Origin of the sequence: Vibrio sp. SALL6, assembly GCF_002002385.1 — a bacterium.
Taxonomy (GTDB): Bacteria; Pseudomonadota; Gammaproteobacteria; order Enterobacterales; family Vibrionaceae; genus Vibrio; species Vibrio parahaemolyticus.
The window spans coordinates 1-26,000 of the sequence record NZ_MQVK01000002.1 but is presented as its reverse complement, the minus strand read 5'-3'; the positions used below and the strand labels follow the sequence as shown (position 1 = coordinate 26,000).

23 protein-coding genes are annotated in these 26,000 nt (G+C 44.8%); 18 read left to right on the top strand and 5 right to left on the bottom strand.

Annotated elements, in window-relative coordinates; genetic code table 11:
- Positions 1-9: 9 nt before the first annotated feature.
- Positions 10-2,076 (bottom strand): methionine--tRNA ligase, encoded by a 2,067-nt coding sequence (metG, locus tag BIW15_RS00975; RefSeq protein ID WP_005482411.1) that lies wholly within the window; start codon positions 2,074-2,076, stop codon positions 10-12.
- Positions 2,077-2,238: 162 nt separating this feature from the next.
- On the opposite strand from metG, the gene apbC reads away from it, so the two are divergent.
- The 3 genes from apbC (at position 2,239) to BIW15_RS00960 (ending at position 6,404) form a co-directional block, all read left to right on the top strand.
- The gene (apbC, locus tag BIW15_RS00970; RefSeq protein ID WP_021484884.1) at positions 2,239-3,315 is read left to right on the top strand and encodes an iron-sulfur cluster carrier protein ApbC; all 1,077 of its coding nucleotides are present in this window, start codon (positions 2,239-2,241) and stop codon (positions 3,313-3,315) included.
- A gap of 171 nt (positions 3,316-3,486) precedes the next feature.
- Positions 3,487-4,128: a uridine kinase gene (gene udk / locus BIW15_RS00965; protein ID WP_005461598.1), complete on the top strand. Its 642-nt coding sequence runs from the start codon at positions 3,487-3,489 to the stop codon at positions 4,126-4,128.
- A 188-nt stretch (positions 4,129-4,316) separates the two neighbouring features.
- A complete protein-coding gene (locus tag BIW15_RS00960; RefSeq protein WP_077280423.1) occupies positions 4,317-6,404 on the top strand; it encodes an AsmA family protein in 2,088 nt (695 codons plus the stop codon).
- A 63-nt stretch (positions 6,405-6,467) separates the two neighbouring features.
- Here the strand turns inward: BIW15_RS00960 and cobO are convergent, their stop codons facing one another.
- Positions 6,468-7,073 carry a cob(I)yrinic acid a,c-diamide adenosyltransferase gene (gene cobO / locus BIW15_RS00955; RefSeq protein ID WP_005461596.1) on the bottom strand — a complete coding sequence of 202 codons (606 nt, stop codon included), beginning with the start codon at positions 7,071-7,073 and terminating at the stop codon, positions 6,468-6,470.
- A 117-nt stretch (positions 7,074-7,190) separates the two neighbouring features.
- Between cobO and BIW15_RS00950 the strand changes: the two genes are divergently transcribed.
- The gene (locus BIW15_RS00950; protein ID WP_077280422.1) at positions 7,191-7,640 is read left to right on the top strand and encodes a low molecular weight protein-tyrosine-phosphatase; all 450 of its coding nucleotides are present in this window, start codon (positions 7,191-7,193) and stop codon (positions 7,638-7,640) included.
- Positions 7,641-7,701: 61 nt separating this feature from the next.
- Here BIW15_RS00950 and BIW15_RS00945 read toward each other — a convergent pair whose 3' ends face one another.
- Both BIW15_RS00945 and rne read right to left on the bottom strand, forming a co-directional pair.
- A complete protein-coding gene (locus BIW15_RS00945) occupies positions 7,702-9,261 on the bottom strand; it encodes a SulP family inorganic anion transporter (protein WP_017448358.1) in 1,560 nt (519 codons plus the stop codon).
- Between the two features lie 328 nt (positions 9,262-9,589).
- Positions 9,590-12,661 (bottom strand): ribonuclease E, encoded by a 3,072-nt coding sequence (rne, locus tag BIW15_RS00935; protein WP_042765749.1) that lies wholly within the window; start codon positions 12,659-12,661, stop codon positions 9,590-9,592.
- Between the two features lie 639 nt (positions 12,662-13,300).
- Between rne and rluC the strand changes: the two genes are divergently transcribed.
- A complete protein-coding gene (rluC, locus tag BIW15_RS00925; RefSeq protein ID WP_005461586.1) occupies positions 13,301-14,248 on the top strand; it encodes a 23S rRNA pseudouridine(955/2504/2580) synthase RluC in 948 nt (315 codons plus the stop codon).
- A gap of 102 nt (positions 14,249-14,350) precedes the next feature.
- Here rluC and BIW15_RS00920 read toward each other — a convergent pair whose 3' ends face one another.
- Entirely contained in the window at positions 14,351-14,932 is a 582-nt protein-coding gene (locus BIW15_RS00920) for a nucleoside triphosphate pyrophosphatase (RefSeq protein ID WP_023623831.1), read from the bottom strand.
- A gap of 149 nt (positions 14,933-15,081) precedes the next feature.
- Here BIW15_RS00920 and yceD point away from each other — a divergent pair, with 149 nt between their 5' ends.
- The 13 genes from yceD (at position 15,082) to BIW15_RS00855 (ending at position 25,732) form a co-directional block, all read left to right on the top strand.
- Positions 15,082-15,606, top strand: coding sequence for a 23S rRNA accumulation protein YceD (gene yceD / locus BIW15_RS00915; RefSeq protein ID WP_005461584.1), 525 nt, complete (start codon positions 15,082-15,084; stop codon positions 15,604-15,606).
- A 59-nt stretch (positions 15,607-15,665) separates the two neighbouring features.
- Entirely contained in the window at positions 15,666-15,836 is a 171-nt protein-coding gene (gene rpmF / locus BIW15_RS00910; RefSeq protein ID WP_005396978.1) for a 50S ribosomal protein L32, read from the top strand.
- Positions 15,837-15,846: 10 nt separating this feature from the next.
- Positions 15,847-16,872: a phosphate acyltransferase PlsX gene (gene plsX, locus BIW15_RS00905; protein ID WP_005490633.1), complete on the top strand. Its 1,026-nt coding sequence runs from the start codon at positions 15,847-15,849 to the stop codon at positions 16,870-16,872.
- Positions 16,873-16,877: 5 nt separating this feature from the next.
- Positions 16,878-17,828, top strand: a complete 951-nt coding sequence (locus BIW15_RS00900) for a beta-ketoacyl-ACP synthase III (RefSeq protein ID WP_077280421.1) — start codon at positions 16,878-16,880, stop codon at positions 17,826-17,828.
- A 76-nt stretch (positions 17,829-17,904) separates the two neighbouring features.
- Positions 17,905-18,828 carry an ACP S-malonyltransferase gene (fabD, locus tag BIW15_RS00895; RefSeq protein ID WP_015297035.1) on the top strand — a complete coding sequence of 308 codons (924 nt, stop codon included), beginning with the start codon at positions 17,905-17,907 and terminating at the stop codon, positions 18,826-18,828.
- Positions 18,829-18,862: 34 nt separating this feature from the next.
- Positions 18,863-19,597, top strand: a complete 735-nt coding sequence (fabG, locus tag BIW15_RS00890) for a 3-oxoacyl-ACP reductase FabG (protein ID WP_005494558.1) — start codon at positions 18,863-18,865, stop codon at positions 19,595-19,597.
- A 245-nt stretch (positions 19,598-19,842) separates the two neighbouring features.
- On the top strand, positions 19,843-20,076 hold the full coding sequence (acpP, locus tag BIW15_RS00885) for an acyl carrier protein (protein WP_004406112.1): 234 nt from the start codon (positions 19,843-19,845) through the stop codon (positions 20,074-20,076).
- Between the two features lie 93 nt (positions 20,077-20,169).
- On the top strand, positions 20,170-21,420 hold the full coding sequence (gene fabF / locus BIW15_RS00880; RefSeq protein ID WP_005482767.1) for a beta-ketoacyl-ACP synthase II: 1,251 nt from the start codon (positions 20,170-20,172) through the stop codon (positions 21,418-21,420).
- Between the two features lie 106 nt (positions 21,421-21,526).
- Positions 21,527-22,345: an aminodeoxychorismate lyase gene (gene pabC, locus BIW15_RS00875; protein ID WP_077280420.1), complete on the top strand. Its 819-nt coding sequence runs from the start codon at positions 21,527-21,529 to the stop codon at positions 22,343-22,345.
- Positions 22,342-23,358, top strand: coding sequence for an endolytic transglycosylase MltG (gene mltG, locus BIW15_RS00870; protein WP_077280419.1), 1,017 nt, complete (start codon positions 22,342-22,344; stop codon positions 23,356-23,358). Before pabC ends, mltG begins: the two co-directional genes overlap by 4 nt.
- Positions 23,355-23,987, top strand: coding sequence for a dTMP kinase (tmk, locus tag BIW15_RS00865; RefSeq protein WP_005490472.1), 633 nt, complete (start codon positions 23,355-23,357; stop codon positions 23,985-23,987). The genes mltG and tmk overlap by 4 nt, the downstream gene beginning before the upstream one ends.
- Before the next feature lie 24 nt (positions 23,988-24,011).
- On the top strand, positions 24,012-24,974 hold the full coding sequence (locus BIW15_RS00860) for a DNA polymerase III subunit delta' (RefSeq protein WP_077280418.1): 963 nt from the start codon (positions 24,012-24,014) through the stop codon (positions 24,972-24,974).
- Entirely contained in the window at positions 24,965-25,732 is a 768-nt protein-coding gene (locus tag BIW15_RS00855) for a TatD family hydrolase (RefSeq protein ID WP_005483719.1), read from the top strand. The genes BIW15_RS00860 and BIW15_RS00855 overlap by 10 nt, the downstream gene beginning before the upstream one ends.
- Positions 25,733-26,000: the final 268 nt, after the last annotated feature.

Here is a 26,000-nt window from a genome sequence, read left to right as displayed (position 1 = left end):
GTAAGGGAATTACATTACACGCATGCCAGGCTGAGCGCCTTCGTGTGGCTCAAGAATCCATAGGTCGCTACCACCAGGGCCTGCCGCTAGGATCATGCCTTCAGACATACCGAATTTCATCTTACGAGGTTTTAGGTTCGCTACCATTACGGTTAGCTTGCCTTCTAGCTCTTCAGGTTTGTAGGCTGATTTGATGCCAGAGAAAACTTGACGAGTTTCACCACCGATGTCCAGTTGGAACTTAAGCAATTTGTTTGCTTTAGGCACTTCTTCACAAGAGATGATGCGAGCGATGCGCAAATCCACTTGAGCAAAAGTATCAAACTCAATCTCGTCCGCGATTGGGTCTTTGCTTAGCTCAGTTTCTGTTTTAGCCGCTTCAGCTTTCTCTTTCGCTGCCATTTCTGCTGCAGCGTCTTCTTTCGATGCTTCGATCATCGCTTCGATGTTCTTTGGATCGATACGGTTGAATAGCGCTTTGAACTTAGTGATTTCGTGGCCTGTGAGTGGCTGAGCAATGCCTTCCCAAGTTAGCTCTTGGTTTAGGAATGCTTCAGTGCGTGCAGCAAGAGCTGGCATTACTGGTTTCAAGTAAGTCATTAGTACGCGGAACAGGTTGATACCTACAGAACAGATTTCTTGTAGTTCCTGATCTTTGCCTTCTTCTTTCGCTACAACCCAAGGGGCTTTCTCGTCAACGTATTGGTTTGCTTTGTCTGCTAGTGCCGTGATTTCACGGATAGCACGGCCAAATTCGCGAGCTTCAAAAAGCTCTGCGATACGGTCAGCCGCTGCCACGAATTCGTTGTAAAGCTCTGGTTCAGCGAAGTTGTCAGACAGTTTGCCTTCGAAACGTTTAGCGATGAAGCCTGCGTTACGAGATGCTAGGTTAACGATCTTGTTGACTACGTCAGCGTTAACGCGCTGAGTGAAGTCTTCAAGGTTAAGATCTAGATCGTCAATACGGCTGTTTAGTTTCGCTGCGTAGTAGTAACGTAGACATTCTGGGTCTAGGTGATCGAGGTACGTGCTTGCTTTCACGAATGTACCTTTCGACTTAGACATTTTCGCGCCGTTTACCGTTACGTAGCCGTGTACGAACACGTTGTTTGGTTTACGGAAGCCAGAACCTTCAAGCATTGCAGGCCAGAATAAGCTGTGGAAGTACACGATGTCTTTACCGATGAAGTGGTAAAGTTCAGTTTTACTGTCTTTGTTCCAGTATTCATCGAAGTCTAGATCGTCACGTTTGTTACATAGGTTTTTGAATGAGCCCATGTAGCCAATAGGTGCATCTAGCCATACGTAGAAGAACTTGTCTTTTTCGCCTGGGATTTCGAAGCCAAAGTAAGGTGCGTCGCGCGAGATATCCCATTGTTGCAGACCGGATTCAAACCACTCTTGCATCTTGTTCGCGGTTTCTGATTGCAGAGAACCAGAGCGAGTCCACTCTTTTAGCATGCTTTCAAACTGAGGCAGGTCAAAGAAGAAGTGCTCAGAATCTTTCATTACTGGCGTCGCACCAGAAACTGCAGATTTAGGATTGATCAGTTCTGTCGGGCTGTAAGTCTCGCCGCAGTTGTCACAGTTATCACCGTACTGATCTTCAGACTTACACTTAGGACATGTACCTTTTACGAAACGATCCGGTAGGAACATCTCTTTTTCAGGGTCGAAAAGCTGAGAAATAGTACGGCTAGAGATAAAGCCATTTTTCTTTAGCTCTAGGTAAATGTGAGATGCCAGTTCGCGGTTCTCTTCTGAGTGCGTGCTGTGGTAGTTATCAAAGCTGATATCAAAGCCAGCGAAGTCTTTTTGGTGCTCTTCGCTAACAGCGGCAATCATCTCTTCTGGAGTAATACCCATCTGTTGCGCTTTAAGCATGATTGGCGTGCCGTGAGCATCGTCAGCACAGATGAAGTTTACAGTGTTGCCGCGTAGGCGTTGGTAACGAACCCAAATGTCCGCTTGGATATGCTCAAGCATATGGCCAAGGTGGATCGAACCGTTAGCGTACGGAAGGGCACAAGTTACCAGCAGTTTCCTTGAAGGAAGGTGTCTTGGATCGTTTGCCATACTTAATATTCGCTTTTCTTGATAGGTATAAAAAAATTTTGATGGATAATACTACCCCATGAACTCACTAACTCCAAGGTGTCAAACCGCGGAATGCCTTAGTTTTTTTAGGGTTCTGGTTATGTCGGGTCGGTGGTAGCATGGTACTCAAAAGGAGGACTTATGCATCAGTTCACTTCAAAACAAGATTTTTGTCATTGGTTTAATCAATTTCAACATCCACAGTTAGTGGAAAACTGGGCCGATATTCACGGCGTTGTCACCATCACCGCTCAAGGTGAGGTGAAGATTACATTGCCATTTGCTAGTAATGAGCTTCAGCGCACATTGCAAAAATGGATTCAACAACAGCAAGCATCCAAAGCTGTAGCCGCGTTTCCGTTTCACATTGAACTCGGCGTAAAAGCACTAGAAACGCAGGTTTCTAATGCGGTGAAAGGTGTGAAGAATATCATTGCGGTGAGCTCTGCAAAGGGTGGGGTGGGCAAATCCACAACAGCCGTTAACTTAGCCTTGGCTATCGCGCAGTCGGGAGCGAAGGTTGGCCTATTGGATGCCGATATATACGGTCCATCGGTTCCGATGATGCTCGGCCAGGAAGATGCGAAACCAGAAGTTCGTGATGGCAAATGGATGGAGCCTATTTTTGCTCACGGCATCTATACTCATTCTATCGGCTATTTAGTTAATAAATCTGAAGCAGCGATCTGGCGTGGCCCTATGGCATCGAAAGCGTTAGCTCAGCTATTGAATGAAACCGATTGGCCAGAGCTGGATTACTTAGTGATAGACATGCCACCAGGCACGGGTGATATCCAGTTGACGTTGTCACAACAAATCCCTGTTACCGGCACGGTTTTGGTGACGACGCCACAAGATTTAGCGTTGGCAGACGCGCGCAAAGGCGCAGCAATGTTTAACAAAGTCAATGTGCCAGTAGTAGGTGTGGTCGAAAATATGAGTTACCACATTTGTAGCCAATGTGGCGCGACTGAACACATCTTTGGTATGGGTGGCGCGGAGAAAATGTCTCAAGAGTTTGGCTTAGCGCTATTGGGCCAAATTCCGTTGCATATTTCTATGCGAGAAGACATTGATGCTGGTGTGCCAACCGTTGCGAGACGACCTGACAGTGAGCATTCAGGCTACTACAAACAGCTTGCAGATCGAGTGTGTAGCACAATGTTTTGGCAAGGCAAAGCGAAACCAGATGCAATCAGTTTTACAATGGTAAACTGAGGTTGGTGGTTGAAAGTTGCACATTTTAACGTTTGCCCGGAGGTTAATCCTCTGGGCAGGCAGAAACTTATGACTAAACTCTAATTCCAGCTAGTAACTACGGGGTGAACTCCCTATAATCAGGCAGTTTATCTTTTTATGTGACTAGAAATCATCATCGGGTGCAAACTAATGTCTGATAATAATCAATGCGTCATCGTAGGTATTGCTGGCGCTTCTGCTTCTGGAAAAAGTCTGATCGCGAGCACAATTTACAATGAGCTTCGCGCGAAAGTAGGCGATCATCAAATCGGTGTCATCACGGAAGATTGCTACTACAACGACCAAAGCCACCTAAGCATGGAAGAGCGAGTAAAGACGAACTACGATCACCCGAGTGCGTTGGACCACGACCTATTGTGCGAGCACCTAGAGAAGCTTGTACGTGGTGAGGCCGTGGAAGTGCCTGAGTACAGCTACACAGAGCACACAAGAACAAGTAACACCACCACAATGACCCCTAAAAAGGTAATCATTTTAGAAGGTATCCTTCTTCTTACTGACCCTCGTCTTCGTGACCTGATGCACGCGACTGTATTTATGGATACGCCTCTGGATATCTGCCTACTTCGCCGTGTTAAGCGTGACGTTGAAGAGCGTGGCCGTACAATGGAATCCGTTCTTAAGCAATATCAGCAAACTGTTCGTCCGATGTTCATGCAGTTTATCGAACCTTCTAAGCAATATGCGGACATCATCGTACCTCGTGGCGGTAAGAACCGTATCGCGATCGATGTACTAAAAGCTCACATTGCAAAACTTTTGAAAGCTTAAGTCTTTAGACGGCTATATCGCTTTATTTTTATGATAAGAAGTGGCACTTTAGGTGCCACTTCTTTTTTTGTTTTTAAATTAGTCAGTTGCATGTCAAAACCGGATGATTTTCACGCTTTTGTGGAACTCTCGGCGGTAAATCTAGTCTGCGCTTATAATTTTAAAAACACACGAGCAAGGAAAAACAAATGAAGAAACTGCTCTTAGTTCTCGCGATACCTGTTGTGGTATTTGTTGCTGCAATTTTAGCGTTAACTATTTTTGTCAATCCAAACCAATTTAAGCCACTGATTGTTGAGCAAGCTCAGAAACAAACAGGGTTAGAATTAGTGATTGAAGGGGATATCAGTTGGCAATTCTTCCCATCAATTGGTTTTGAATTGGGAAGAACCGAACTGCGTAACCCGCAAGGTTTTAGTCAGCCAAATCTTTTTAAAGTCGACACTGTCGGTGTTGATGTTTCTGTCACACCACTTTTTAGCAAACAACTTGAAATCGGTAACATTACTTTAGATGGTGCGGAGTTCTACGTTGAAACGAAGAAAGACGGCAGCAAGAACATTGATGCTCTAACGAAAGCGCAAACTCAACAAGCAGAGCAACCGAATGATACTGCACCAGATCAAAGTGGTGAATCGCAGTCTGAAGGCTTAGATTGGAGTATCAACCTGGCTGGTGTTACGGTTTCTAATGGCTCACTAGAAATTCAAGACAAGCAAGCCGGCAATTACACCAAGCTGTATGATGTATCGTTGAACCTTTCTGAATTTGCTTTTGACAGCTGGACGACAGCTGACTTTGGTGTGAAAGGCGAAATGAATGACCAGAAGTTTACAGCAGAAGGTAAGGCAGACTTTAAACTGGCGAAAGGTCTTGCCAGTTATGCGTTGAAGAACATCAATGTTGATGCGACGTACACTGATCCAAACAACACTATTGAATCGGCAAAAATTGGCTTAGATACATTTGAATTCGATAAAGTAAACAATCTTAACTACGCGCTTAAAGGCAGTGCGGCTGGTATGAAGCTGGACATGCAAGGCGGTGGGCAGCTTACGGTTGACCAAGCGATTAGCAAAGTGTTGTTGAATAAGCTTACGCTGAAATCAAGCTTTGAAGGTGATGCTTTGCCACAATCACCAATGAAAGTTGATATGGTCTCTGACCTTTCATTTGACCTAAATAAAAGCCACCTTAGCTTTATTCTAGAGAAGTTAACCGCAAACGCGATTGCATTGGATGGTAAAGCCGATGTGACATTGGGAGACATTCCAAAAATACGTTTTGCCCTTCATAGCCCTAATATCGATTTAGATGAATTCTTAGGCTTGGATAAACAAGCACCAGCAAGCGAAAAGCCAGCATCTGGTGGTAAGAGTGCATCCGCGGGGCCTGAAGTTGAGCCGGATCTTTCAGCACTGAAAACGCTGGATGTCAAAGGTGATATCACCATCGATAAGTTCAAAGCGGCTAACGCAAAAATGGAAGCGGTAAAAGCGAGCTTCACTGTCAATCGTGGTGTGTTTGACCTCACATCATTTAGCTCGAAGTTGTACCAAGGCACAATTTCAGCAACAGCAAGGCTAGATGCACGTAAGACGCCAGCGACTTACAGCGTGAAAAAATCAATCAAAGGTGTGAAAGTTCAACCGCTACTGATTGATGTTGCTAACAACGACAAGCTAGAAGGTACGGGTAACATCGACGTGAATGTCCAAGGTAGCAGTTTGACGCCGACAGGTATCAAACAGAACCTTGCTGGTACGGTAGTGATTAACTTTGCTGATGGTGCGGTAAATGGCATCAACGTTGCTCAATTGATTCGTGAAAACTACGCGCGATTCAAAGGGCAAAAAGTTGAAAGTACCAACGAAGTGAAGAAAACAGACTTCAGTGCGATGACCGCGACGTTGAAACTAAACAAAGGTGTGGTATCAACGGACAACTTGCATGCTCAATCACCGTTACTACGTGTGCGTAGTAAAGGCAGTGCAAACTACATCAATGAGACGGTCGACTTTACTATCAGTACTTCAATTGTGGGTACGCTAGAAGGCCAAGGTGGTAAAAACATCGATGAGCTTAAGGACATCACGATTCCAATCAATGTGTCTGGTAAGTGGGCGGACCCTAAATTCAAACTCGTATTCGATGATGTTCTTAAACAGAAAGCTCAGAAAGAAATTGACCGTGGCGTAGAGAAGCTAACGGACAAAATCAAAGATGAGAAAACCAAAGAAGCGGTCGATGGTCTGTTGAAGAATCTTTTCAACTAACCACGCGTTGAAAGTGAAAGGGTTGGCATTGTACCAACCCTTTTTTTCATTGTGCTGCAAGCTTTACCAGTCGACGCCTTTCAGCGCTTTTACGCCAGATTCAAATGCGTGCTTTACATTCTTCACTTCAGAAACGGTATCGGCCATTTCAATTAGTGTGCGATGTGCACCACGACCAGTAATCACAACCGACTGCATTTTTGGGCGATTGTTTAACGCTTCGACCACTTCGTCCAAATCGATGTAACCGTAACTCACCATGTAAGTTAGCTCATCGAATAAGATGACATCAATAGAGTCATCTTGCAGCATACGCTTACATTCTTTCCAGACCAGTTGCGCTGCTTCGGTATCGGCGGTTTTGTTCTGCGTCTCCCAAGTAAAACCAGTCGCCATAACTTGGAATTCTACTCCCAATTTTTCTAGCAAGTTGCGCTCGCCGTTGTCCCAAGTGCCTTTGATAAATTGAGCCACTGAACACTTAAGGCCGTGACCGACGGCGCGAGCAATCGTGCCAAAGCCAGATGTCGATTTACCTTTACCATTACCAGTAATGATCAGCAGTAGACCTTTCTCTTCTTGAGCGGCCGCAATTTTTGCGTCTACCTGTTCTTTTACTTTTTGTTGGCGTGCCTTATGGCGTGCTTCTTTATTTTCTTCGATAGACATAATACTTCCTTAAATCCGTTTCGTGCTTTGCCCGCGGTAGCTTGGGTTCATTGAATTATCTCGCTATGATAGACCAACATATCGTGAAGAAAAACCATCGATAATTCAGGGAATAAAATGAAGAGAATACTCGTTGTTTGTATGGGAAATATTTGCCGTTCACCAACCGGTGAGGCCGTTCTGAGAGCTAAAGCGGAAGAGTTAGGTGTCGATGTCGACATTGATTCGGCTGGGACAATTGACTATCACACTGGAAACACACCAGACTCAAGAGCCATGGCGGCAGGGAAACAACGTGGCTATTCGTTTAAAGGAATGCGAGCACGCCAAGTGTCAGTGCAAGATTTCGAAGACTTCGATTTGGTACTGGCTGCGGATAAAGCAAACTTGGCTGACTTACTCGATATTTGTCCTGCAGAACATCGTCATAAAGTCTCGCTATTTTTAAGCCACTCTAATTCGAGTTATGACGAGATCCCAGATCCTTACTATGGTGGAGATGATGGATTTGAGTTGGTATTGGACTTAATCGAAGAGGCGTCGGTAGCGGTTTTGCAGAAGCTGTAATTATCACGATATCAGATAAATAATAAAAGGGATGAGCATTGCTCATCCCTTTACGCATAGATTAGCCAGCTAAAATGTCGGTTGCGACTTTGTAGCTAGGGTCTTCTTTCACGTTGATTTCGACTAGACTGCCAGCTTTGTCGAGTAGTTTGCGACAATCCGGACTTAGGTGACGAAGGTGAAGCGTTTTGCCGATGGAAGCGTAGCGCTCTGCTAGCGTTTCAATTGCCTCAATTGCCGAGTGGTCTGTGACGCGAGAGTCTGCGAAATCGACAATCACATCTTTAGGATCTTCTGGCGCATTAAACAGCTCGAGGAAGTTTGCTGCTGAACCAAAGAAAATTGGACCGTGAATTTTGTACTCTTTTGAGCCTTCTGCGTTCAAGCAAGTATCTGCGTAAATGTGCTTCGCATGTTGCCATGCAAACATCAGCGCTGAAGCGATTACACCAACCGCAACCGCAACAGCAAGGTCAGTCAGTACTGTAACGACGGTTACTAGTACGATAACGAAGAAATCTTGCTTTGGTACACGGCGAGCCAACTTAAATGTTGCCCATTCGAATGTGCCAATCACAACCATGAACATCACACCAACTAGGGCTGCTAGTGGAATCATTTCAATCAACGATGACGCAAACAAAATGAACATCAGCAGAGCTACAGCCGCTACGATGCCAGACAGACGGCCACGGCCACCGGAGTTTACGTTGATCATTGACTGCCCAATCATTGCACAACCACCCATCGCGCCGAATACAGAACATGTCATGTTTGCCATGCCCTGACCGATACATTCGCGGTTAGATTGGCCACGAGTATTCGTCATTTCGTCTAAAACGGTCAGCGTTAGCAAAGATTCAATTAGGCCGATGGCCGCAAGGATCACTGCATAAGGCAAGATGATTTGCAGAGTCTCTAGCGTAAATGGTACTGATGGAATAGAGAAGGTTGGCAAAGAGCCTGCTAGTGTAGCGGCTTCATTACCTGACATAGAACGTAGGAAGTCGACAACTGTACGTGTCTCTAGATCTAACCCAACAACTAGTGCAGTAACGGTTACGATAGCAACAAGTGAAGATGGTACTGCTGTTGTGATTTTCGGCAAGAAGTAGATGATCGCCATGGTCAACGCAACCAAACCTAGCATTAACATCATTTGATCTTGTGGAAGCCAAGTCAGCACGCCATTCATGTCTGGAGCCTTGAATTGTCCCAATTGCGCGAGGAAGATAACAATCGCTAGGCCATTAACAAAACCAATCATTACAGGGTGTGGAACGATTCGAATGAATTTGCCCAATTTAAATAAACCGGCAGCAATTTGCAGAATACCGGCCAACATAATGGCAGCAAATAAGTACTGAACACCGTGGCTCGCAACAAGAGAGACCATTACTACAGCCATTGCGCCTGTAGCACCAGAGATCATGCCTGGGCGACCACCAAAGATTGAGGTGATAAGGCCAACGATGAATGCTGCGTACAGACCAACCATTGGGTCTACACCAGCAACGAATGCAAATGCTACGGCTTCAGGGACAAGTGCCAGGGCAACCGTCAAACCTGATAGCACGTCATTTTTAATAGAGTGCTTAGAAAATTGCGGGAATTCGAACATGTTTGTCTTTAAGTTCTCGTTGAGATGAGTTTATCCCGACACATATTCGTATTTGCATTAACCACTAAGTGATGAAAATACATTCAAGGTACTTAGTGTAAACCGTAGTAATAAAAGAGCAGCAGTAGAATGGTGTCGAAAACTTGAGTTGGCGAATGCTACCGAAAAGTGTGATTAAGTTCAAGAATGATACGGATAATGAACCACAAATGTGATCCGTCGTTGATATTAATATGACCAATTACGCTAGACCGAGAACAAACAAAAAAAGGCCACCTTTCGGTGGCCTTTTGATTCTAGCTTTCAGGCTATCGCAATGTATTCAAACTTAGTTGAAGTTTGGCTTTGTCATTGCTGCAGAGGCGCGGTTTGTTGCCACTTGGCTACCAGCACCTTTAGCTTGGTAGCGTTCAGCTTTAAACGGCGCTGCGGCTACTTCGATTTCACGTAGTTCTTGAGGACCAGGTGCTTTTGTCATTGGTGCGCTAGCTCGTGGCTTAGCAACAACGTTGATAACTTCAGCTTTCATCTCTGGCGCTGCTACTGGAGTTTCAACGGCAACTTCTGTTGCTGCTTCTTCCACAGTTTCTGCAACGACTGGCTCTTGAACCGGAGCTTCTTCAACAACTGTTTCTGTTGTTGCTTCCGCAACAGGTGCTTCAGCCACTTCAACGATCGGCTCTACAGGAGCTTGATCAACCGCTACTGGCTCTGCCTTTTCAGGCGCTACAGCTTCAACAATCGGTGATTCAGCTTTAGCTTCTACTGTTTCTTGAACTTTAGGTTCAACAACAGGTGCTTCAGCTACCGCTGGTTGCTCACGACGGATGATGACTTTACCCATTGCCATTTCAGGGCAAGCAAAACCACCTTGCATAGCAGGTACAGTTGCAATTGCCACAACCGCTTCTTCCTGAACTCGCTCTTCCTTCTTAGGCGCTGGTTTTGGAATGTAACGTGGCATCACTTTACCCATTGCCATCTCAGGAGATGCTACACCGCCTTTGCGCAGACGGAATGGGTTAGGACGACGATCACGACCACGACGACGACGTTGACCACTTGCTCGTAGGTGACGAGGAGAACGACGGTTACGACGTTGTTTCGATTCACCTTGCTTGTTGTCTTGCTGTGCGTCTGCTGCTGTATCAACGGCTTGATCTACTTGAGACTCAACAGGTTCAATTGCTTTCACTGCTGTTTCTTCTACTTGCTCATCGGCAAGTTGATCTTTAACACGAACAGATTTGTTCAGTTTGCGACGTTGGCGGCGCTCTTTGACTTTCTCTGTTTTCGCGTTTGCTTTCGCTTTATTCTCTTCAGGCTTCACTTCTGAGCGAGCTTCAGCCGCAAGTTGCAAGCCTTTTTCCGCTACTTTCGCGTTTGCTTTCGGCTCTTGAGCTTTTTCAGCTTGTTGAGGTTTTGGCTTACGCTTCTGGCTACGGTTTGGTTGCTGTTTGTTTGCAGGCTGTTGAGCTTCGTTTTGCTCATTTGCTTGCTCTTCACGAGGCTTACGGCGACGACGGTTATCACGGTTTTCACGACCTTCGCGGTTATCGCGTTGGTTGCTACGACGACGGTCGTTGCGATCGCGTTTGTTGCGCTTGTTGTCGCGGTTTGATTTCTTCTCTTCTTGTTTTGGTTCTTCTTTTACTTCTTCAGAACCACCAAATAGGAAGCTACCTAGTGCTTTAAACAAACGGCTGAATAGGCCAGGTTTTGCTTCTTGCTCTACTTCTTTCTTCTTCGCTACCGGCGTAGGTTTAGAAACAGGAGCTGGAGCGGTTTGAGCTGGCGCTGCAAAGCCCTTAAGAACTGGCTCTTCGATTCGCTTAGGTTTGATGTCTGTTTCAGAAGGTTCTTTACCTTCTGCTTCTTTCATTGCTTCCAACTTCTTAGGAAGTAGGTAAGAAATTAAATCAAACTCTTCACCTTCGCGTACGCGAATTACTTCAAAGTGCGGTGTTTCCATGTCTGAGTTAGGAACAACCGTAATTTTAACTTCTTGAATTCGTTCGATATGGTTAACCGAGCGACGTTTTTCGTTCAATAGGTAAGATGCGATTGGCACTGGCACTACAGCCAATACTTGAGCTGTGTTGTCTTTTAGTGCTTCTTCTTCAATCAAACGAAGAACAGAAAGTGCTAGAGATTCGTTGTCACGAACAACACCTGTGCCGCTACAGCGAGGACAAATGTGGTGGCTTGCTTCTGCAAGAGAAGGGCTCAATCGTTGACGAGACATCTCTAGAAGACCAAAGCGTGAGATACGACCGATTTGTACGCGAGCACGGTCTAATCGAACTGCTTCACGTAGGCGGTTTTCTACTTCACGTTGGTGGCGTACTGGTGTCATATCGATAAAGTCGATAACCACTAGACCACCTAAGTCGCGTAGACGCAATTGACGAGCGATCTCGTCTGCTGCTTCTAGGTTGGTATTAAGTGCTGTTTCCTCGATATCACCACCCTTAGTTGCACGAGCAGAGTTGATATCGATAGAAGTCAGAGCTTCCGTTGGGTCGATTACGATAGAACCGCCAGATGGTAGGCGCACTTCACGTTGGAAAGCCGATTCAATTTGGCTCTCGATTTGGTAGTGGCTAAACAGCGGCACTTCGCCTTCGTACTTCTTAACGCGGTTGATGAAATCTGGGCGAACCAATTGAATGTGCTCTTTCGCACGTTCATAAATGGTGTTGCTGTCGATAAGGATTTCACCAATATCACGACGCAAATAGTCACGAATTGCACGAACGATAACGTTACTTTCTTGGTGGATTAAGAATGGGGCAGGGTTAGAGTCTGCCGCGCCCTTAATCGCGCTCCAATGGTTCAACAGTACGTTCAAGTCCCACTCAAGTTCTTCTGCGCTCTTACCAACGCCAGCAGTACGAACAATCAGACCCATGCCTTGAGGCAGTTCTAGAGTGCTTAATGCTGCTTTTAGTTGAGTACGCTCATCACCTTCGATACGGCGAGAAATACCGCCTGCACGAGGGTTGTTTGGCATAAGAACAAGGTAGCTACCCGCAAGAGAAATAAACGTGGTTAGAGCTGCGCCCTTGCTACCACGTTCTTCTTTTTCTACTTGTACGATTACTTCTTGGCCCTCAGTCAGCACTTCTTTAATGCTTGGACGGCCTTGGTAGGTATAACCTTCAGGGAAGTATTCGCGGGCAATTTCTTTAAGAGGGAGGAAACCGTGACGCTCAGCACCGTAATCAACAAATGCGGCTTCTAAGCTTGGTTCAATACGTGTGATACGTCCTTTGTAGATATTCGCTTTTTTAGATTCATGTCCTGGACTCTCGATATCAAGATCGAAAAGTCGCTGGCCATCAACCAGAGCGACACGCAACTCTTCTTTTTGAGTTGCGTTAATTAACATTCTTTTCATTGAAAATTCTCGTTGTCTTTTCTTTTATATCTTTCTTGTCGACTTGCCACGTTTTTTTCGCTGTTTCACGGTGCCTGATCCCATGGCTAATATTTTGCAGCCTCCCGGCTGGAAGGGGATGCTCTGGGGCACTTCAGTCATCACAAATCTATTTTGGTTTCTGTTAGAAACGTAGACTTGTAACCCGCTATTTGGGCGGTAGGTACTCAACGTGAATATGCGAGGAGTAGGGTGGCAAGAGTGTTGAATTCAATGTGTCTTACGCCAATGCAGCACCTGAGCTTCAACCTTCTACTCACATTGCTTGAGGACAAATGATTGGTAGTGAATAAAATATAACCAAACCTTCCTTAGCAGCTGTGAACTATAGCAGTGCGCGTGGATATCAGCAATCTGCTTTAGCGCAAACGATGGAAAATTTGCCGCTAAACTCAAACTTTCCAATTTATAACTGGCTGTTAAATAAGCGATTGAATCACGTAAACTTCCAAAGACAGAAAACAAAACCCGAACAAGGGAAAGGGTTTTAATAATCTAAACAAAAGGTTGGCGTATTTCGGAGCAGATTCTCGCAACAAGTGTTTCTTTTGCAGCAAGAATAATGTGAAGTCACGCGGATTTACGTTTACAATAGCGCGCATGAGCGAGATAAGAACACAAGTCCAGTTCGTTGATATCGACGAAGACATGGCGGGTCAACGCATTGATAACTTCTTGCGTAACCAATTAAAAGACATTCCAAAGAGCATGATTTATCGAATCGTGCGTAAGGGTGAAGTGCGCGTGAACAAAAAGCGCATCAAAGCCGAATATAAACTAAAAGCTGGCGACCTAGTCCGAATTCCACCTGTAACGGTTGAGAAAAAGGAAGAGGATGTCGCACCAAGCACGAAACTTAATAAGGTTGCTGAACTAGAACATATGATCATTTATGAAGATGATCATATGCTGATTCTGAACAAACCGTCTGGTACAGCAGTGCATGGTGGTAGTGGCTTGAAGTTTGGTGCAATTGAAGCATTAAGGGCATTGCGTCCACAGGCACGCTTCCTCGAATTGGTTCACCGTATTGACAGAGATACCTCGGGTATTTTACTGGTTGCTAAAAAGCGCTCGGCGCTTCGCCATTTGCAAGCGCAGTTCCGTGAAAAAACGGTGAAGAAGTTTTACTTCGCCTTAGTGATGGGGCAATGGAAAAGCAGCTGTAAAGTTGTGAACGCCCCCCTGCTTAAAAATGAAGTGAACAGTATTGTACGAGTGAACCCAAACGGTAAGCCATCAGAAACGCGTTTCAAAATTCTTGAGAAATTTGAGCAAGCGACGTTGATTCAAGCCAGCCCAATTACGGGGCGTACTCACCAAATTCGTGTGCATACTCAGTACACCGGACATCCTATCGCATGGGATGATCGTTACGGAGATAGACGTTTTGATGCCTACACTGGTCAACTTGGATTGGACCGTTTGTTTTTGCATGCCGCGAACATTAAGTTTCAACATCCGTCTAATGATGAATGGATGGAAATTAATGCTCCGATGGAATCCAAACTAGAGAAAGTGCTTGTTGGATTAAGAAAGGCAAACTGAACGCATTTACTATAAACAAAGGGAGCTTTAGCTCCCTTTTTGCATTCCACTTATATATTAGGTTTCAAATGATGAAATGATGAGTAGAGGCGTTGATTAAACTTACAAGATCTCGAAACCTTGCTTTTGCAGCATATCAATCAAATCAATCAAAGGCAGGCCAACGAGAGTGTTTGGATCTTTGCCGACTAACTTTTCGAACAAACAAATTCCCATCCCTTCGCTTTTGAAGCTGCCAGCACAGTAAAACGGTTCTTCTCTGTCGACGTAACGTTCAATTTGTTCACGGTTTAAGTTCCTAAAATGCACTTCAAAAGTGTCGTAGCCAACTTCAGTCAGATTCGTCACCGAGTTATAAACCGCCAGTCCGGTATAGAAAGTGATGGCTTTACCACTTTGAGCAAGTAATTGATCGATAGCATTTTCACGATTTAGAGGTTTGCCAACGATTTTTCCATCAATTACGCAAACTTGATCGCTGCCGATGACCAAACTTGGTTTATTAATAGAGCAAGAGGTTGCTTTGTTTACGGCTAAGCGCTGCACTAGATCCAGAGGAGTTTCACTCTCATACGGCGTTTCATCGCAGTCAGGAGATAAACAAATGAACGGGACTGAAAGCTTTTCAAGCAGTTGTTGACGAAAAGGGGAGGTTGAGGCTAAAACCAGTTGGTAATTTTTCATTTTGAATTACAATTCACGCAAGCATTTCCAATAGGATAATCGATCAAAATTGATTATGGCTAATGCTCTGTATGTTAAGCGTAAAAAAGTACAACTTTTTTGCCTTTTTCTTTGACTAATTTTGATTTGGAAGATAATATTCGCGCCCTATGCAAAAGGTAAAAATACCGCGAACGGTTGATCCAGCAAAGTCCGCACAGAAACGATTAGATTACGATGGCATCATCCAAGCTAGTCTTTTCAAGCGCTTAGCGGAAGCAACTGAAGGCGTAAAACGCGACGCAGAAGTCTCATTGTCATTTGAGATAGATGAACAGCGACTTGTTGTTATCTCTGGTAAAGCTAACATCGAAGTCGAATTAGAGTGTCAGCGTTGTAATGAGGTATTCACACACGCGTGTGAAGTTGAATTCCTTTACACTCCTTACTACGGTGAGAAGACGGAAGAGGAAGCACCAGAAATTTATGATTTGGTAGATCTAAATGAGTACGGTGAATTAGACCTTATACAACTGGTTGAAGACGAGTTCATCTTAGCATTACCTCAAATTGCGATGCACGATGAAGCGGATTGTAGCGTTGATTCAAATAACATGGTTTTTGGTGAGCTTCCTGAAGAAATTGAGGAAAAGAAACCGAATCCATTCGACGTTTTGAAAAATCTGAAAAAGTAACTGGTGTGGTAGCCGCTTCTTCTTTAGGTTTTTAACCCAATAGTATAGGAGTAGGGTCAATGGCCGTACAGAAAAACCGTAAAACTCGTTCTAAGCGCGGTATGCGTCGTTCACACGATGCGCTAACTACAGCTGCACTATCTGTAGACGCGACTTCTGGTGAAACTCACCTACGCCACAACGTAACTGCTGAAGGTTACTACCGTGGTCAAAAGGTTATCAACAAGTAAGGTTGAACCTTTGCAAAGTATTACCGTTGCACTTGATGCAATGGGCGGGGATTTCGGTCCACGCGTAACAGTGCCTGCCGCCGTGCAGGCACTGTCTCATTTCCCAGAGCTAAAAGTGATTCTTATAGGTGATCAAAGCCTGATCACATCTCAATTATCTCAACTCGGTACCTCTACCAGTTCCCGCTTGACTATTCTTCATAGCGAGAAAGTTATCTCGAACTCAGAAAAACCGTCTTTAGCATTACGCAATAGTCAAAACAGTTCTATGCGTATGGCAATTGATCTGGTTTCTGACCAAGAAGCGGATGCTTGTGTAAGTGGCGGCAACACCGGCGCATTAATGGCGCTGTCGCGATTTATCCTCAAGTTGCTTCCCGGTATAGAGCGGCCTGCTTTAGTTTCAGCTTTACCCACCATCAGTGGCAAACGTACTTGGATGTTAGATCTTGGTGCGAATGTGTCTTGTGACGCAGACAGTCTGTTTCAGTTTGCCGTGATGGGCAGTGCATTAGCAGAAGAACACCTATGTCGTCCTCCTCGCGTTGCTGTACTTAATATTGGTGCAGAAGAAATTAAAGGGAACGATTTAGTTAAACGCTGTGCAGAAATGCTTTCTCAAACCGACGCTATCAATTTTGTTGGTTATATTGAAGGTAATCAAATTTTGCATGACGTAGCCGATGTCATCGTTTGTGATGGATTTGTTGGCAACGTATGCTTAAAAGCCAGCGAGGGAACAGCACAACTTTTTATCGAAAAACTAAAAACCAGCATGATGGCATCGACGATAAAGGGTTGGATTGCTAGAAAGTTGTTTTCTCGGCTATTTAATGAACTAAAAACACTGAACCCCGACCAGTATAACGGCGCAAGTTTGCTAGGATTGCGCGGCATTGTCATAAAAAGCCATGGAAGTGCGGATGTATCTGCGATTGTCAATGCACTTGGCGAGGCAGTACACGAGGTCAAACGACAAGTACCAAGCCGTATTAGCGATCGTTTGGAAGCGGTTTTACTCGAGAGGCATTATTAGTCTTCATGTATAGCAAAATTTTAGGTACTGGCAGCTACCTGCCATCTCAAGTGCGTACTAACGCAGACCTAGAGAAAATGGTAGATACAAGTGATGAGTGGATCGTAGCTCGTACTGGTATTAAAGAGCGTCGAATTGCAGCAGAAGACGAAACTGTTGCGGACATGGCATTCTACGCAGCTGAAAACGCTATCGATATGGCCGGCATTGATAAAAATGATATCGACCTAATTATCGTTGCTACCACGAGCAGTAGCCATACTTTCCCTTCATCTGCGTGTCAGGTGCAGGCAAAGCTTGGCATTAAAGGTTGTCCGGCTTTCGACTTAGCCGCTGCTTGTTCTGGTTTTGTTTACGCATTGTCTGTTGCGGATCAACATATCAAATCAGGTATGTGTAAAAACGTATTGGTGATTGGTGCAGATGCACTGTCTAAAACGTGTGAGCCAACTGACCGTTCAACGATAATTTTGTTTGGTGACGGTGCGGGTGCAGTTGTTGTTGGTGCAAGCCAAGAGCCTGGCATTATCTCTACGCATATCTACGCGGATGGCCAATTTGGTGATTTATTAAGTCTACCTGTACCAGAGCGTGGTAAAGATGTTGATAAATGGCTTCATATGGCTGGTAACGAAGTATTCAAAGTTGCGGTAACTCAACTGTCTAAACTCGTTAAAGATACGCTTGAAGCAAACGATATGCACAAGTCTGAGCTAGACTGGCTAGTGCCGCACCAAGCGAACTACCGTATTATTTCAGCGACGGCGAAAAAACTGTCAATGTCACTAGACCAAGTTGTTGTCACATTAGACCGACACGGTAACACGTCGGCAGCGACAGTTCCGACGGCGCTTGATGAAGCGGTTCGTGATGGCCGTATTAAGCGTGGACAAACGTTGCTACTTGAAGCTTTCGGTGGCGGTTTCACATGGGGCTCTGCTCTGGTGAAATTCTAAGTTTCGCGAGAATTCAAAATTTAAGGTGCACTCACGTGCATCTTATTTCTTTTTACATTGCTTAAAGGAAAACAACATGAGCAAGTTTGCTATCGTATTTCCAGGTCAAGGTTCTCAAGCTGTAGGTATGCTTGCTGATCTAGGCGAACAATATGACGTAGTAAAACAAACATTTGCAGAAGCATCTGACGCACTAGGTTACGATCTATGGGCGCTTGTTCAAAATGGCCCTGCTGAAGATCTAAACCAAACTTTCCGTACTCAGCCTGCATTGCTTGCTTCTTCTGTCGCTATTTGGCGCGTATGGCAAGAGCTTGGTCTAGAACAACCAGCAAACCTAGCGGGTCACAGTCTCGGTGAATACTCAGCGCTTGTGTGCGCTGGCGTGATTGACTTTAAAGAAGCAATCAAATTGGTTGAACTACGTGGCAAGCTAATGCAAGAAGCGGTTCCTGCGGGTACTGGCGCAATGTATGCAATCATCGGTCTAGATGATGATGCGATTGCAAAGGCGTGTGAAGAAGCAGCGCAAGGCGATGTCGTTTCTCCAGTAAACTTCAATTCTCCTGGTCAAGTTGTTATCGCAGGTAGTAAAGATGCAGTAGAGCGCGCTGGCGCACTGTGTAAAGAAGCTGGCGCGAAACGTGCTCTTCCTCTTCCTGTGTCAGTGCCTTCACACTGCGCGTTAATGAAACCAGCAGCTGATAAACTAGCAGTAGCGCTAGAGTCTATCGAATTCAACACACCACAACTTCCAGTTATCAATAACGTTGATGTGGCAGCTGAAACTGACCCTGCAAAAATCAAAGACGCGCTTGTTCGTCAGCTATACAGCCCAGTTCGTTGGACTGAAAGCGTACAGCTAATGAGTGAACAAGGTGTAGAAAACCTTCTTGAACTTGGCCCGGGCAAAGTTCTGACAGGTCTAACAAAACGTATCGTGAAAACACTAAGTGCAGCAGCAGTTAACGATGTGGCGTCGTTAGAAGCCGCTAAATAATTCTTTCACGATAAGAAAAGGAAAACACAACATGATGAATCTAGAAGGTAAAATCGCTCTAGTGACTGGCGCAAGCCGTGGCATTGGTCGTGCGATTGCTGAGCTTCTTGTTGAACGCGGTGCCACCGTTATTGGTACCGCAACGTCTGAAGGCGGCGCGGCTGCGATCAGCGAATACCTAGGCGAAAATGGTAAAGGTTTAGCGCTTAACGTCACTGACGTTGAGTCTATTGAAGCAACACTAAAAACCATTAACGATGAGTTTGGTGCGATCGATATTCTAGTGAATAACGCAGGTATCACTCGCGATAACCTACTAATGCGCATGAAAGACGATGAGTGGAACGACATCATCAACACAAACCTAACGCCTATTTACCGCATGTCTAAAGCGGTTCTGCGTGGAATGATGAAAAAACGCGCGGGTCGTATCATCAACGTAGGTTCTGTTGTAGGCACTATGGGTAATGCGGGTCAAACTAACTACGCAGCAGCAAAAGCGGGCGTGATTGGTTTTACCAAATCAATGGCTCGTGAAGTGGCTTCTCGTGGCGTAACAGTGAACACAGTTGCACCTGGTTTCATCGAAACTGACATGACTAAGGCGCTAAATGACGACCAACGTGCAGCAACGTTGGCGAACGTGCCAGCTGGTCGCTTGGGTGATCCTCGTGAAATTGCATCAGCAGTAGTTTTCCTAGCTTCACCTGAAGCCGCTTACATTACTGGTGAAACTTTGCATGTAAATGGTGGCATGTACATGGTTTAATGCACAGTTCGTGCAAATTTAGCTATTTTACATTGTGAAAAATAGCCTATAGTTGCAATTAACTGTCATGAACTTGTCATGCTTATGCGCAAGATTTGTGCATGATTTAAGTCAAAAATGTATTGAAATTCGGTTAAATTCGCTAATTTTGTGGTTTGACCAGCAAGGACCCCCTTGCAACTTTCAATAGTTCGAATAAACTACGGAATCATCGCATTAGGCGAAATCTGTAAAGGAAAAGAAAAATGAGCAACATCGAAGAACGCGTAAAGAAAATCATTGTTGAACAGCTAGGTGTAGACGAAGCAGAAGTTAAAAACGAAGCTTCTTTCGTTGATGATCTAGGTGCTGATTCTCTAGACACTGTAGAACTAGTTATGGCTCTAGAAGAGGAATTCGACACTGAGATTCCTGATGAAGAAGCTGAGAAGATCACTACTGTTCAAGCTGCAATCGACTACGTAAACAGCGCTCAGTAATTATCTCTCCCAGGCGGTCTCCTAGACCGCCTGTGTTCTTTCTAACTTCTTCTATCCTCTCATAGAAATATTCAATTCCCGGAGAATTATATCGTGTCCAAGCGTCGTGTAGTTGTCACTGGCATGGGTATGTTGTCACCGGTAGGCAACACAGTAGAATCATCTTGGAAAGCCCTGCTTGAAGGTAAAAGCGGTATCGTAAATATCGAACACTTCGATACTACGAACTTCTCAACTCGTTTTGCAGGTCTTGTTAAAGATTTCGATTGCACAGAGTACATGTCTAAAAAAGATGCTCGTAAAATGGATCTATTCATCCAGTACGGCATTGCAGCGGGTATCCAAGCGCTAGATGACTCTGGCTTACAAATTACCGAAGAAAACGCGCCTCGAGTTGGTGTTGCAATCGGCTCAGGTATTGGCGGCCTAGACCTCATTGAAACTGGTCACTCAGCACTGGTTGAGAAAGGTCCTCGCAAAGTTAGCCCATTTTTTGTTCCTTCGACCATCGTAAACATGGTTGCGGGTAACCTGTCTATCATGCGTGGTCTTCGTGGTCCAAACATCGCGATCTCTACTGCATGTACTACAGGTCTACATAACATTGGCCACGCTGCTCGTATGATTGCATACGGTGATGCAGACGCGATGGTTGCTGGTGGTGCAGAGAAAGCTTCTACGCCTCTTGGTATGGCTGGCTTCGGTGCTGCTAAAGCACTTTCTACTCGCAATGACGAACCTCAAAAGGCATCTCGCCCATGGGATAAAGGCCGTGACGGCTTCGTTCTAGGTGATGGTGCTGGCGTGATGGTTCTTGAAGAATACGAACATGCGAAAGCACGTGGCGCTAAGATTTACGCAGAGCTAGTTGGCTTTGGTATGTCTGGTGATGCTTACCACATGACTTCACCAAGTGAAGATGGTTCAGGTGGTGCGTTAGCAATGGAAGCAGCAATGCGTGATGCGAACATCACGGGTACTCAAGTAGGTTACGTGAATGCTCACGGTACATCTACTCCTGCTGGCGACGTTGCTGAAATCAAGGGTGTGAAACGTGCTCTTGGTGAAGAAGGCGCAAAACAAGTTCTTGTTTCTTCAACTAAGTCAATGACTGGTCACCTATTGGGTGCTGCTGGTTCAGTTGAAGCTATCATCACGATTATGTCTTTGGTTGACCAAATCGTTCCACCAACGATTAACCTTGATGATCCAGAAGAAGGTCTAGACATTGACCTTGTGCCGCACACTGCGCGCAAAGTTGAAGGTATGGAATACGCAATCTGTAACTCGTTTGGCTTTGGTGGTACAAACGGTTCTTTGATCTTCAAAAAGTTCGCTGAGTAAAATCTCTAATAAGGTTTTAAGACCGCGAAACTTGTATTCTAACGGCTCGATGCTTAGCATTGAGCCGTTTTCTTTTATTTGTCGTCTGCAACCTAAGGGTGTTCTAATGTTTTGGGTAAATGGAGTTCCACAAACACAGGTTTCATTAGGTGACCGCTCTTTTCAATATGGAGACGGTTGCTTTACTACTATCCAGACTAAAAACGGCGAGCTAGAGTACTGGCAAGCGCATGTTGAACGTTTGGAAGCATGTCTCAAAACACTTCATATTCCTTTACCTGACTGGAGTATAGTTTCCGAGTGGGCTCACTTGGCTACCCTGAAAGATGAACACGCTGGAATCAAAATTCACATTAGCCGCGGAATCGGTGGAAGAGGGTATGGCACTAAGGGCATTGAGTGCCCAATGGTGACCATCTCGAACTTTGCATTTCCTGTCCATTATGTCGACTGGCAACAAAATGGGGTGAATCTGGGGGTATGCGAAGCCCGTCTCGGAATTCAGCCTTTGTTGGCAGGGCATAAACACAACAATCGCTTAGAACAAGTGCTTGCGAAGGCTGAAATTGAGCACTCTAACTTTGCCGATGCAGTGACGTTAAATGTGCAAAATCATGTCATTGAAACTACAATGGCAAACCTTTTTTGGGTTAAAGATAACAAGGTTTATACGCCTAGCTTAAATTTGTCTGGCGTTGCAGGCGTGATGCGTCGTAAGGTGCTTGAATTTTTTGAGGCCAATAATACCGAAGTTGAAGTAGGGGACTTTTCTCTGGTGGAACTGCTTTCTTCGGATGAAGTATGGATGTGCAACTCACTACTAGGTGTTGCTCCTGTCACGAGCATTACAGCCTCTAATAACCACAAAACTGTCTTTCCGATAGGAAAACTGACTCAACGACTGCAAGGGAATTTAAATACGTGATTAAAAAACTGTTGGCTTTTGTTGTGCTGATCGCTGTGATAAGCGCAGCAGGGTTTTTTTACGTTGTTTCACAAACAAAGCAATACGTTAACTCGCCAATTTTAATTGAGCAACCTCAACTGTTCACTGTCGAAAACGGCACAAGCTTTCATCGTGTAATGCGCGATTTGGTGAAAGAGAACATCATAAAAGCGTCTGATTACACTCGCTTAATGCCCCATCTTTACCCAGAGCTTCTTCAATTGCGAGCCGGCACTTACCAACTCGAGCCAAATGTATCGCTTTACGAGGCGTTAGAGCTACTCAATACAGGCAAAGAACATCAATTTGCCATCACGTTTGTTGAAGGTAGTCGTTTTTCTGAGTGGTTAGAGCAACTTCAAAGCGCACCGTATGTTCAACACGATCTTTCAGGGTTGTCAGAAAAAGAGATGGCACAGAAGCTTGGTATTGAACGTGATAAGCTTGAAGGCTTGTTTTTGGCTGAAACGTACCACTACACCGCTGGTGCGAGCGAAAGTCAGTTGCTAAAGCGTGCACATTCCAAATTAAATAAAATACTGGATGCGAACTGGGACGCTCGTCAGGAGAAGCTGCCTCTCAAAGACAAGTATGAAGCGCTGATCCTTGCCTCTATTATCGAAAAAGAAACGGCGATTGATTCAGAACGCGAACGTGTTGCTTCTGTGTTTGTTAACCGTTTGAATAAACATATGCGACTTCAAACGGATCCGACCGTTATCTACGGAATGGGGGATGCTTACGATGGTAACATCCGTAAGAAAGACCTACGCACCCCAACACCATACAATACCTACGTTATTAATGGTTTGCCGCCGACACCTATTGCAATGGCCGGAGAAGCCTCTATTGAAGCTGCACTAAACCCAGAAAGCAGTGATTACTTATATTTTGTAGCAAGTGGGACGGGCGGACACGTTTTCTCGAAATCACTTGCTGAGCACAATCGTGCTGTTCGAGCCTATTTAAGAGAACTAAGAAAGAACAAATGATGAAAGCAAACTTTATTGTCGTAGAGGGCCTTGAAGGCGCGGGGAAAAGCACTGCGATCAAAACGGTTTTGGACACGCTCAAACAAGCGGGAATCGAAAACATCGTTAACACGCGTGAACCTGGTGGGACACCTCTTGCCGAGAAAATGCGCGCTTTAGTCAAGGAAGAGCATGAAGGCGAAGAGTTGAAAGACATGACAGAGTTGCTTCTGTTGTACGCCGCGCGTGTTCAACTGGTTGAGAATGTGATTAAGCCAGCGCTTGCAAACGGACAATGGGTTGTTGGCGATCGCCATGACTTGTCATCACAAGCTTACCAAGGTGGTGGCCGTCAAATTGATGCGTCACTCATGAAAAACCTTCGTGACACCACGTTGGGTGACTTTAAGCCCGCATTTACACTTTATATGGATATCGATCCTCGTATCGGTCTTGAGCGCGCTCGTGGTCGTGGCGAGCTAGACCGTATTGAAAAGATGGATATCAGCTTCTTCGAGCGCACTCGTGAGCGTTACTTGGAAATCGCCAATGCTGATCCGTCAATTGTTGTGATCAATGCAGAACAATCGATTGAAGAAGTGTCTCGTGATATTCAAGACGCCTTGAACGAATGGTTGTCTCGCCAGTAAGTAAAAAGCGAATATAGGTTACGCATGTTTAATGATTTTCCTTGGCTAAAGCCAGCATGGGAGAACCTCAAATCTGGGTTGGATTCAGATCGAATTCCTGGAGCTTTATTGCTGCAAAGTAATAAAGGCTTGGCAGTAGAAAAGCTTGTTGAGTTTTTTAGTCATGCACTTCTTTGTCAAAACTACAGCAGTGAAGCTTGCGGTTTTTGCCATAGCTGTCAACTGACGAAATCTCAAAGCCATCCAGATTTGCACTGGATTAGGCCAGAGAAAGAAGGCAAGGCGATTACGGTTGACCAAATTCGCGCTTGCAATCGTCTAGCTCATGAATCTTCTCAGCTGAATGGTTACCGTTTGTTTGTGATTGAGCCAGCCGATGCGATGAATGAATCCGCTTCTAATGCGCTATTAAAAACGCTGGAAGAACCGGGCGAAAAATGTTTGTTTTTGCTGGTTACTCATAATCAAGAAAGATTGCTACCGACGATTCGTAGCCGATGCCAGCATTGGGTTGTGACGCCGCCTTCAACCGATCAAGCTATGCAGTGGATTGGGGAGCAAGGCTTGTCTCAAGTACCGGCTTTCGCGTTGAAACTGAATATGGGTTCTCCATTAAAAACGCTTGAATCGTTGAAAAATGGTGAGCTAGAGGAGTATTCGGCTTTCGAACGTTGTTTGGTTGAAACACTGTTATCTCCGACGTCTGATGTATCCAAATGTGCATCGTTAATGGCAAAAAATCCAGACCAAGCGCTGGATTGGGCATGGTTGTTATTGACGGATGCTCAGAAGTCGCAGTTTGGTGTTGTAGACGAAGGCATACTGCCTGGTGCCGCGAAATTTCAGCCCCATCATTACGATGGGTTGTATGCATCAACAAAGAAACTCATGGAGCTCAAAGCGCAAATGCAAACCTTTCCGGGTTTGAACCTTGAGCTACTATCAATGAACTGGTTAATTGAATCACGAGAGGCATTATGTTCGTAGATTCGCACTGTCATTTAGACAAATTGAATTACGATGATCTTCATATCAATATTGAAGACGTTATTAACAAAGCAAAGCAAGCTAACGTAAAAGAGCTGCTATCTGTAGGTGTTACGTTAGACTCATTTCCTAATATGTTGGAGATGATCGAACCTTACGAGAATGTGTACGCTTCTTGTGGTGTTCACCCATTGGATGTTGAGAGTGCGTTTTCCATGGAGACTTTGCGTCGCCATGCTAGCCACGAAAGAGTTGTTGCTATTGGCGAAACTGGATTGGACTACCATTACAAACCAGAAACAGCGGCGCTTCAAAAAGAGCGTTTTGAACAGCAGGTTGAGTTGGCGGTTGAACTGAACAAGCCGCTTATTATTCACACCCGCAATGCGCGTGAAGATACATTGGACATTTTACGTAATGGTGGCGCGGAGAAATGTGGTGGTGTCATTCATTGTTTTACTGAAGATCTTCCCTTTGCCGAAGCTGCTATGGATTTGGGTTTTTATATCTCGATTTCAGGTATCGTAACTTTTCGTCAAGCAACCGAGTTGAAAGAAGTGGTGAAAGCGTTGCCATTAGAGCGACTGTTGATTGAGACCGACTCACCATACTTGGCTCCAATTCCTCATCGAGGAAAAGAGAACCAACCGGCTTATGTTGTCGAGGTTGCCGCGTATATTGCGCAACTTAAGTCATGTGCACTGTCTGAAGTTGCGCATAAAACCACCGAGAACTTCCGAAATCTTTTTTTGCGATAAAAAATGACATCCGGTATTAAAAAGGAGCGAAAGCTCCTTTTTTTGTTTACAAATACGTCAGATGTACTCTTCATTTTAATGTTTACGAAAAATGTTGATTCAATAACATTCAAATTTCACAAATGTAATTTTGTTACTAAAAATAACATTGCTCTGTATTTTATTTACGCCTTAAAATTAATAATATAAATAATAAAATCTTTATAAAACAGTAATATAAGTTAAATGCAAACCTTTTCATTGACCGTTTTTGGGTGTGATCTAAGAC

Excerpts from the sequence above, each read along its gene's own strand:
- metG (WP_005482411.1), bottom strand. The coding sequence starts at position 2,076 with ATGGCAAACGATCCAAGACACCTTCCTTCAAGGAAACTGCTGGTAACT.
- apbC (WP_021484884.1), top strand. The coding sequence starts at position 2,239 with ATGCATCAGTTCACTTCAAAACAAGATTTTTGTCATTGGTTTAATCAA.
- udk (WP_005461598.1), top strand. The coding sequence starts at position 3,487 with ATGTCTGATAATAATCAATGCGTCATCGTAGGTATTGCTGGCGCTTCT.
- BIW15_RS00960 (WP_077280423.1), top strand. The coding sequence starts at position 4,317 with ATGAAGAAACTGCTCTTAGTTCTCGCGATACCTGTTGTGGTATTTGTT.
- cobO (WP_005461596.1), bottom strand. The coding sequence starts at position 7,073 with ATGTCTATCGAAGAAAATAAAGAAGCACGCCATAAGGCACGCCAACAA.
- BIW15_RS00950 (WP_077280422.1), top strand. The coding sequence starts at position 7,191 with ATGAAGAGAATACTCGTTGTTTGTATGGGAAATATTTGCCGTTCACCA.
- BIW15_RS00945 (WP_017448358.1), bottom strand. The coding sequence starts at position 9,261 with ATGTTCGAATTCCCGCAATTTTCTAAGCACTCTATTAAAAATGACGTG.
- rne (WP_042765749.1), bottom strand. The coding sequence starts at position 12,661 with ATGAAAAGAATGTTAATTAACGCAACTCAAAAAGAAGAGTTGCGTGTC.
- rluC (WP_005461586.1), top strand. The coding sequence starts at position 13,301 with ATGAGCGAGATAAGAACACAAGTCCAGTTCGTTGATATCGACGAAGAC.
- BIW15_RS00920 (WP_023623831.1), bottom strand. The coding sequence starts at position 14,932 with ATGAAAAATTACCAACTGGTTTTAGCCTCAACCTCCCCTTTTCGTCAA.
- yceD (WP_005461584.1), top strand. The coding sequence starts at position 15,082 with ATGCAAAAGGTAAAAATACCGCGAACGGTTGATCCAGCAAAGTCCGCA.
- rpmF (WP_005396978.1), top strand. The coding sequence starts at position 15,666 with ATGGCCGTACAGAAAAACCGTAAAACTCGTTCTAAGCGCGGTATGCGT.
- BIW15_RS00900 (WP_077280421.1), top strand. The coding sequence starts at position 16,878 with ATGTATAGCAAAATTTTAGGTACTGGCAGCTACCTGCCATCTCAAGTG.
- fabD (WP_015297035.1), top strand. The coding sequence starts at position 17,905 with ATGAGCAAGTTTGCTATCGTATTTCCAGGTCAAGGTTCTCAAGCTGTA.
- fabG (WP_005494558.1), top strand. The coding sequence starts at position 18,863 with ATGAATCTAGAAGGTAAAATCGCTCTAGTGACTGGCGCAAGCCGTGGC.
- acpP (WP_004406112.1), top strand. The coding sequence starts at position 19,843 with ATGAGCAACATCGAAGAACGCGTAAAGAAAATCATTGTTGAACAGCTA.
- pabC (WP_077280420.1), top strand. The coding sequence starts at position 21,527 with ATGTTTTGGGTAAATGGAGTTCCACAAACACAGGTTTCATTAGGTGAC.
- tmk (WP_005490472.1), top strand. The coding sequence starts at position 23,355 with ATGATGAAAGCAAACTTTATTGTCGTAGAGGGCCTTGAAGGCGCGGGG.
- BIW15_RS00860 (WP_077280418.1), top strand. The coding sequence starts at position 24,012 with ATGTTTAATGATTTTCCTTGGCTAAAGCCAGCATGGGAGAACCTCAAA.
- BIW15_RS00855 (WP_005483719.1), top strand. The coding sequence starts at position 24,965 with ATGTTCGTAGATTCGCACTGTCATTTAGACAAATTGAATTACGATGAT.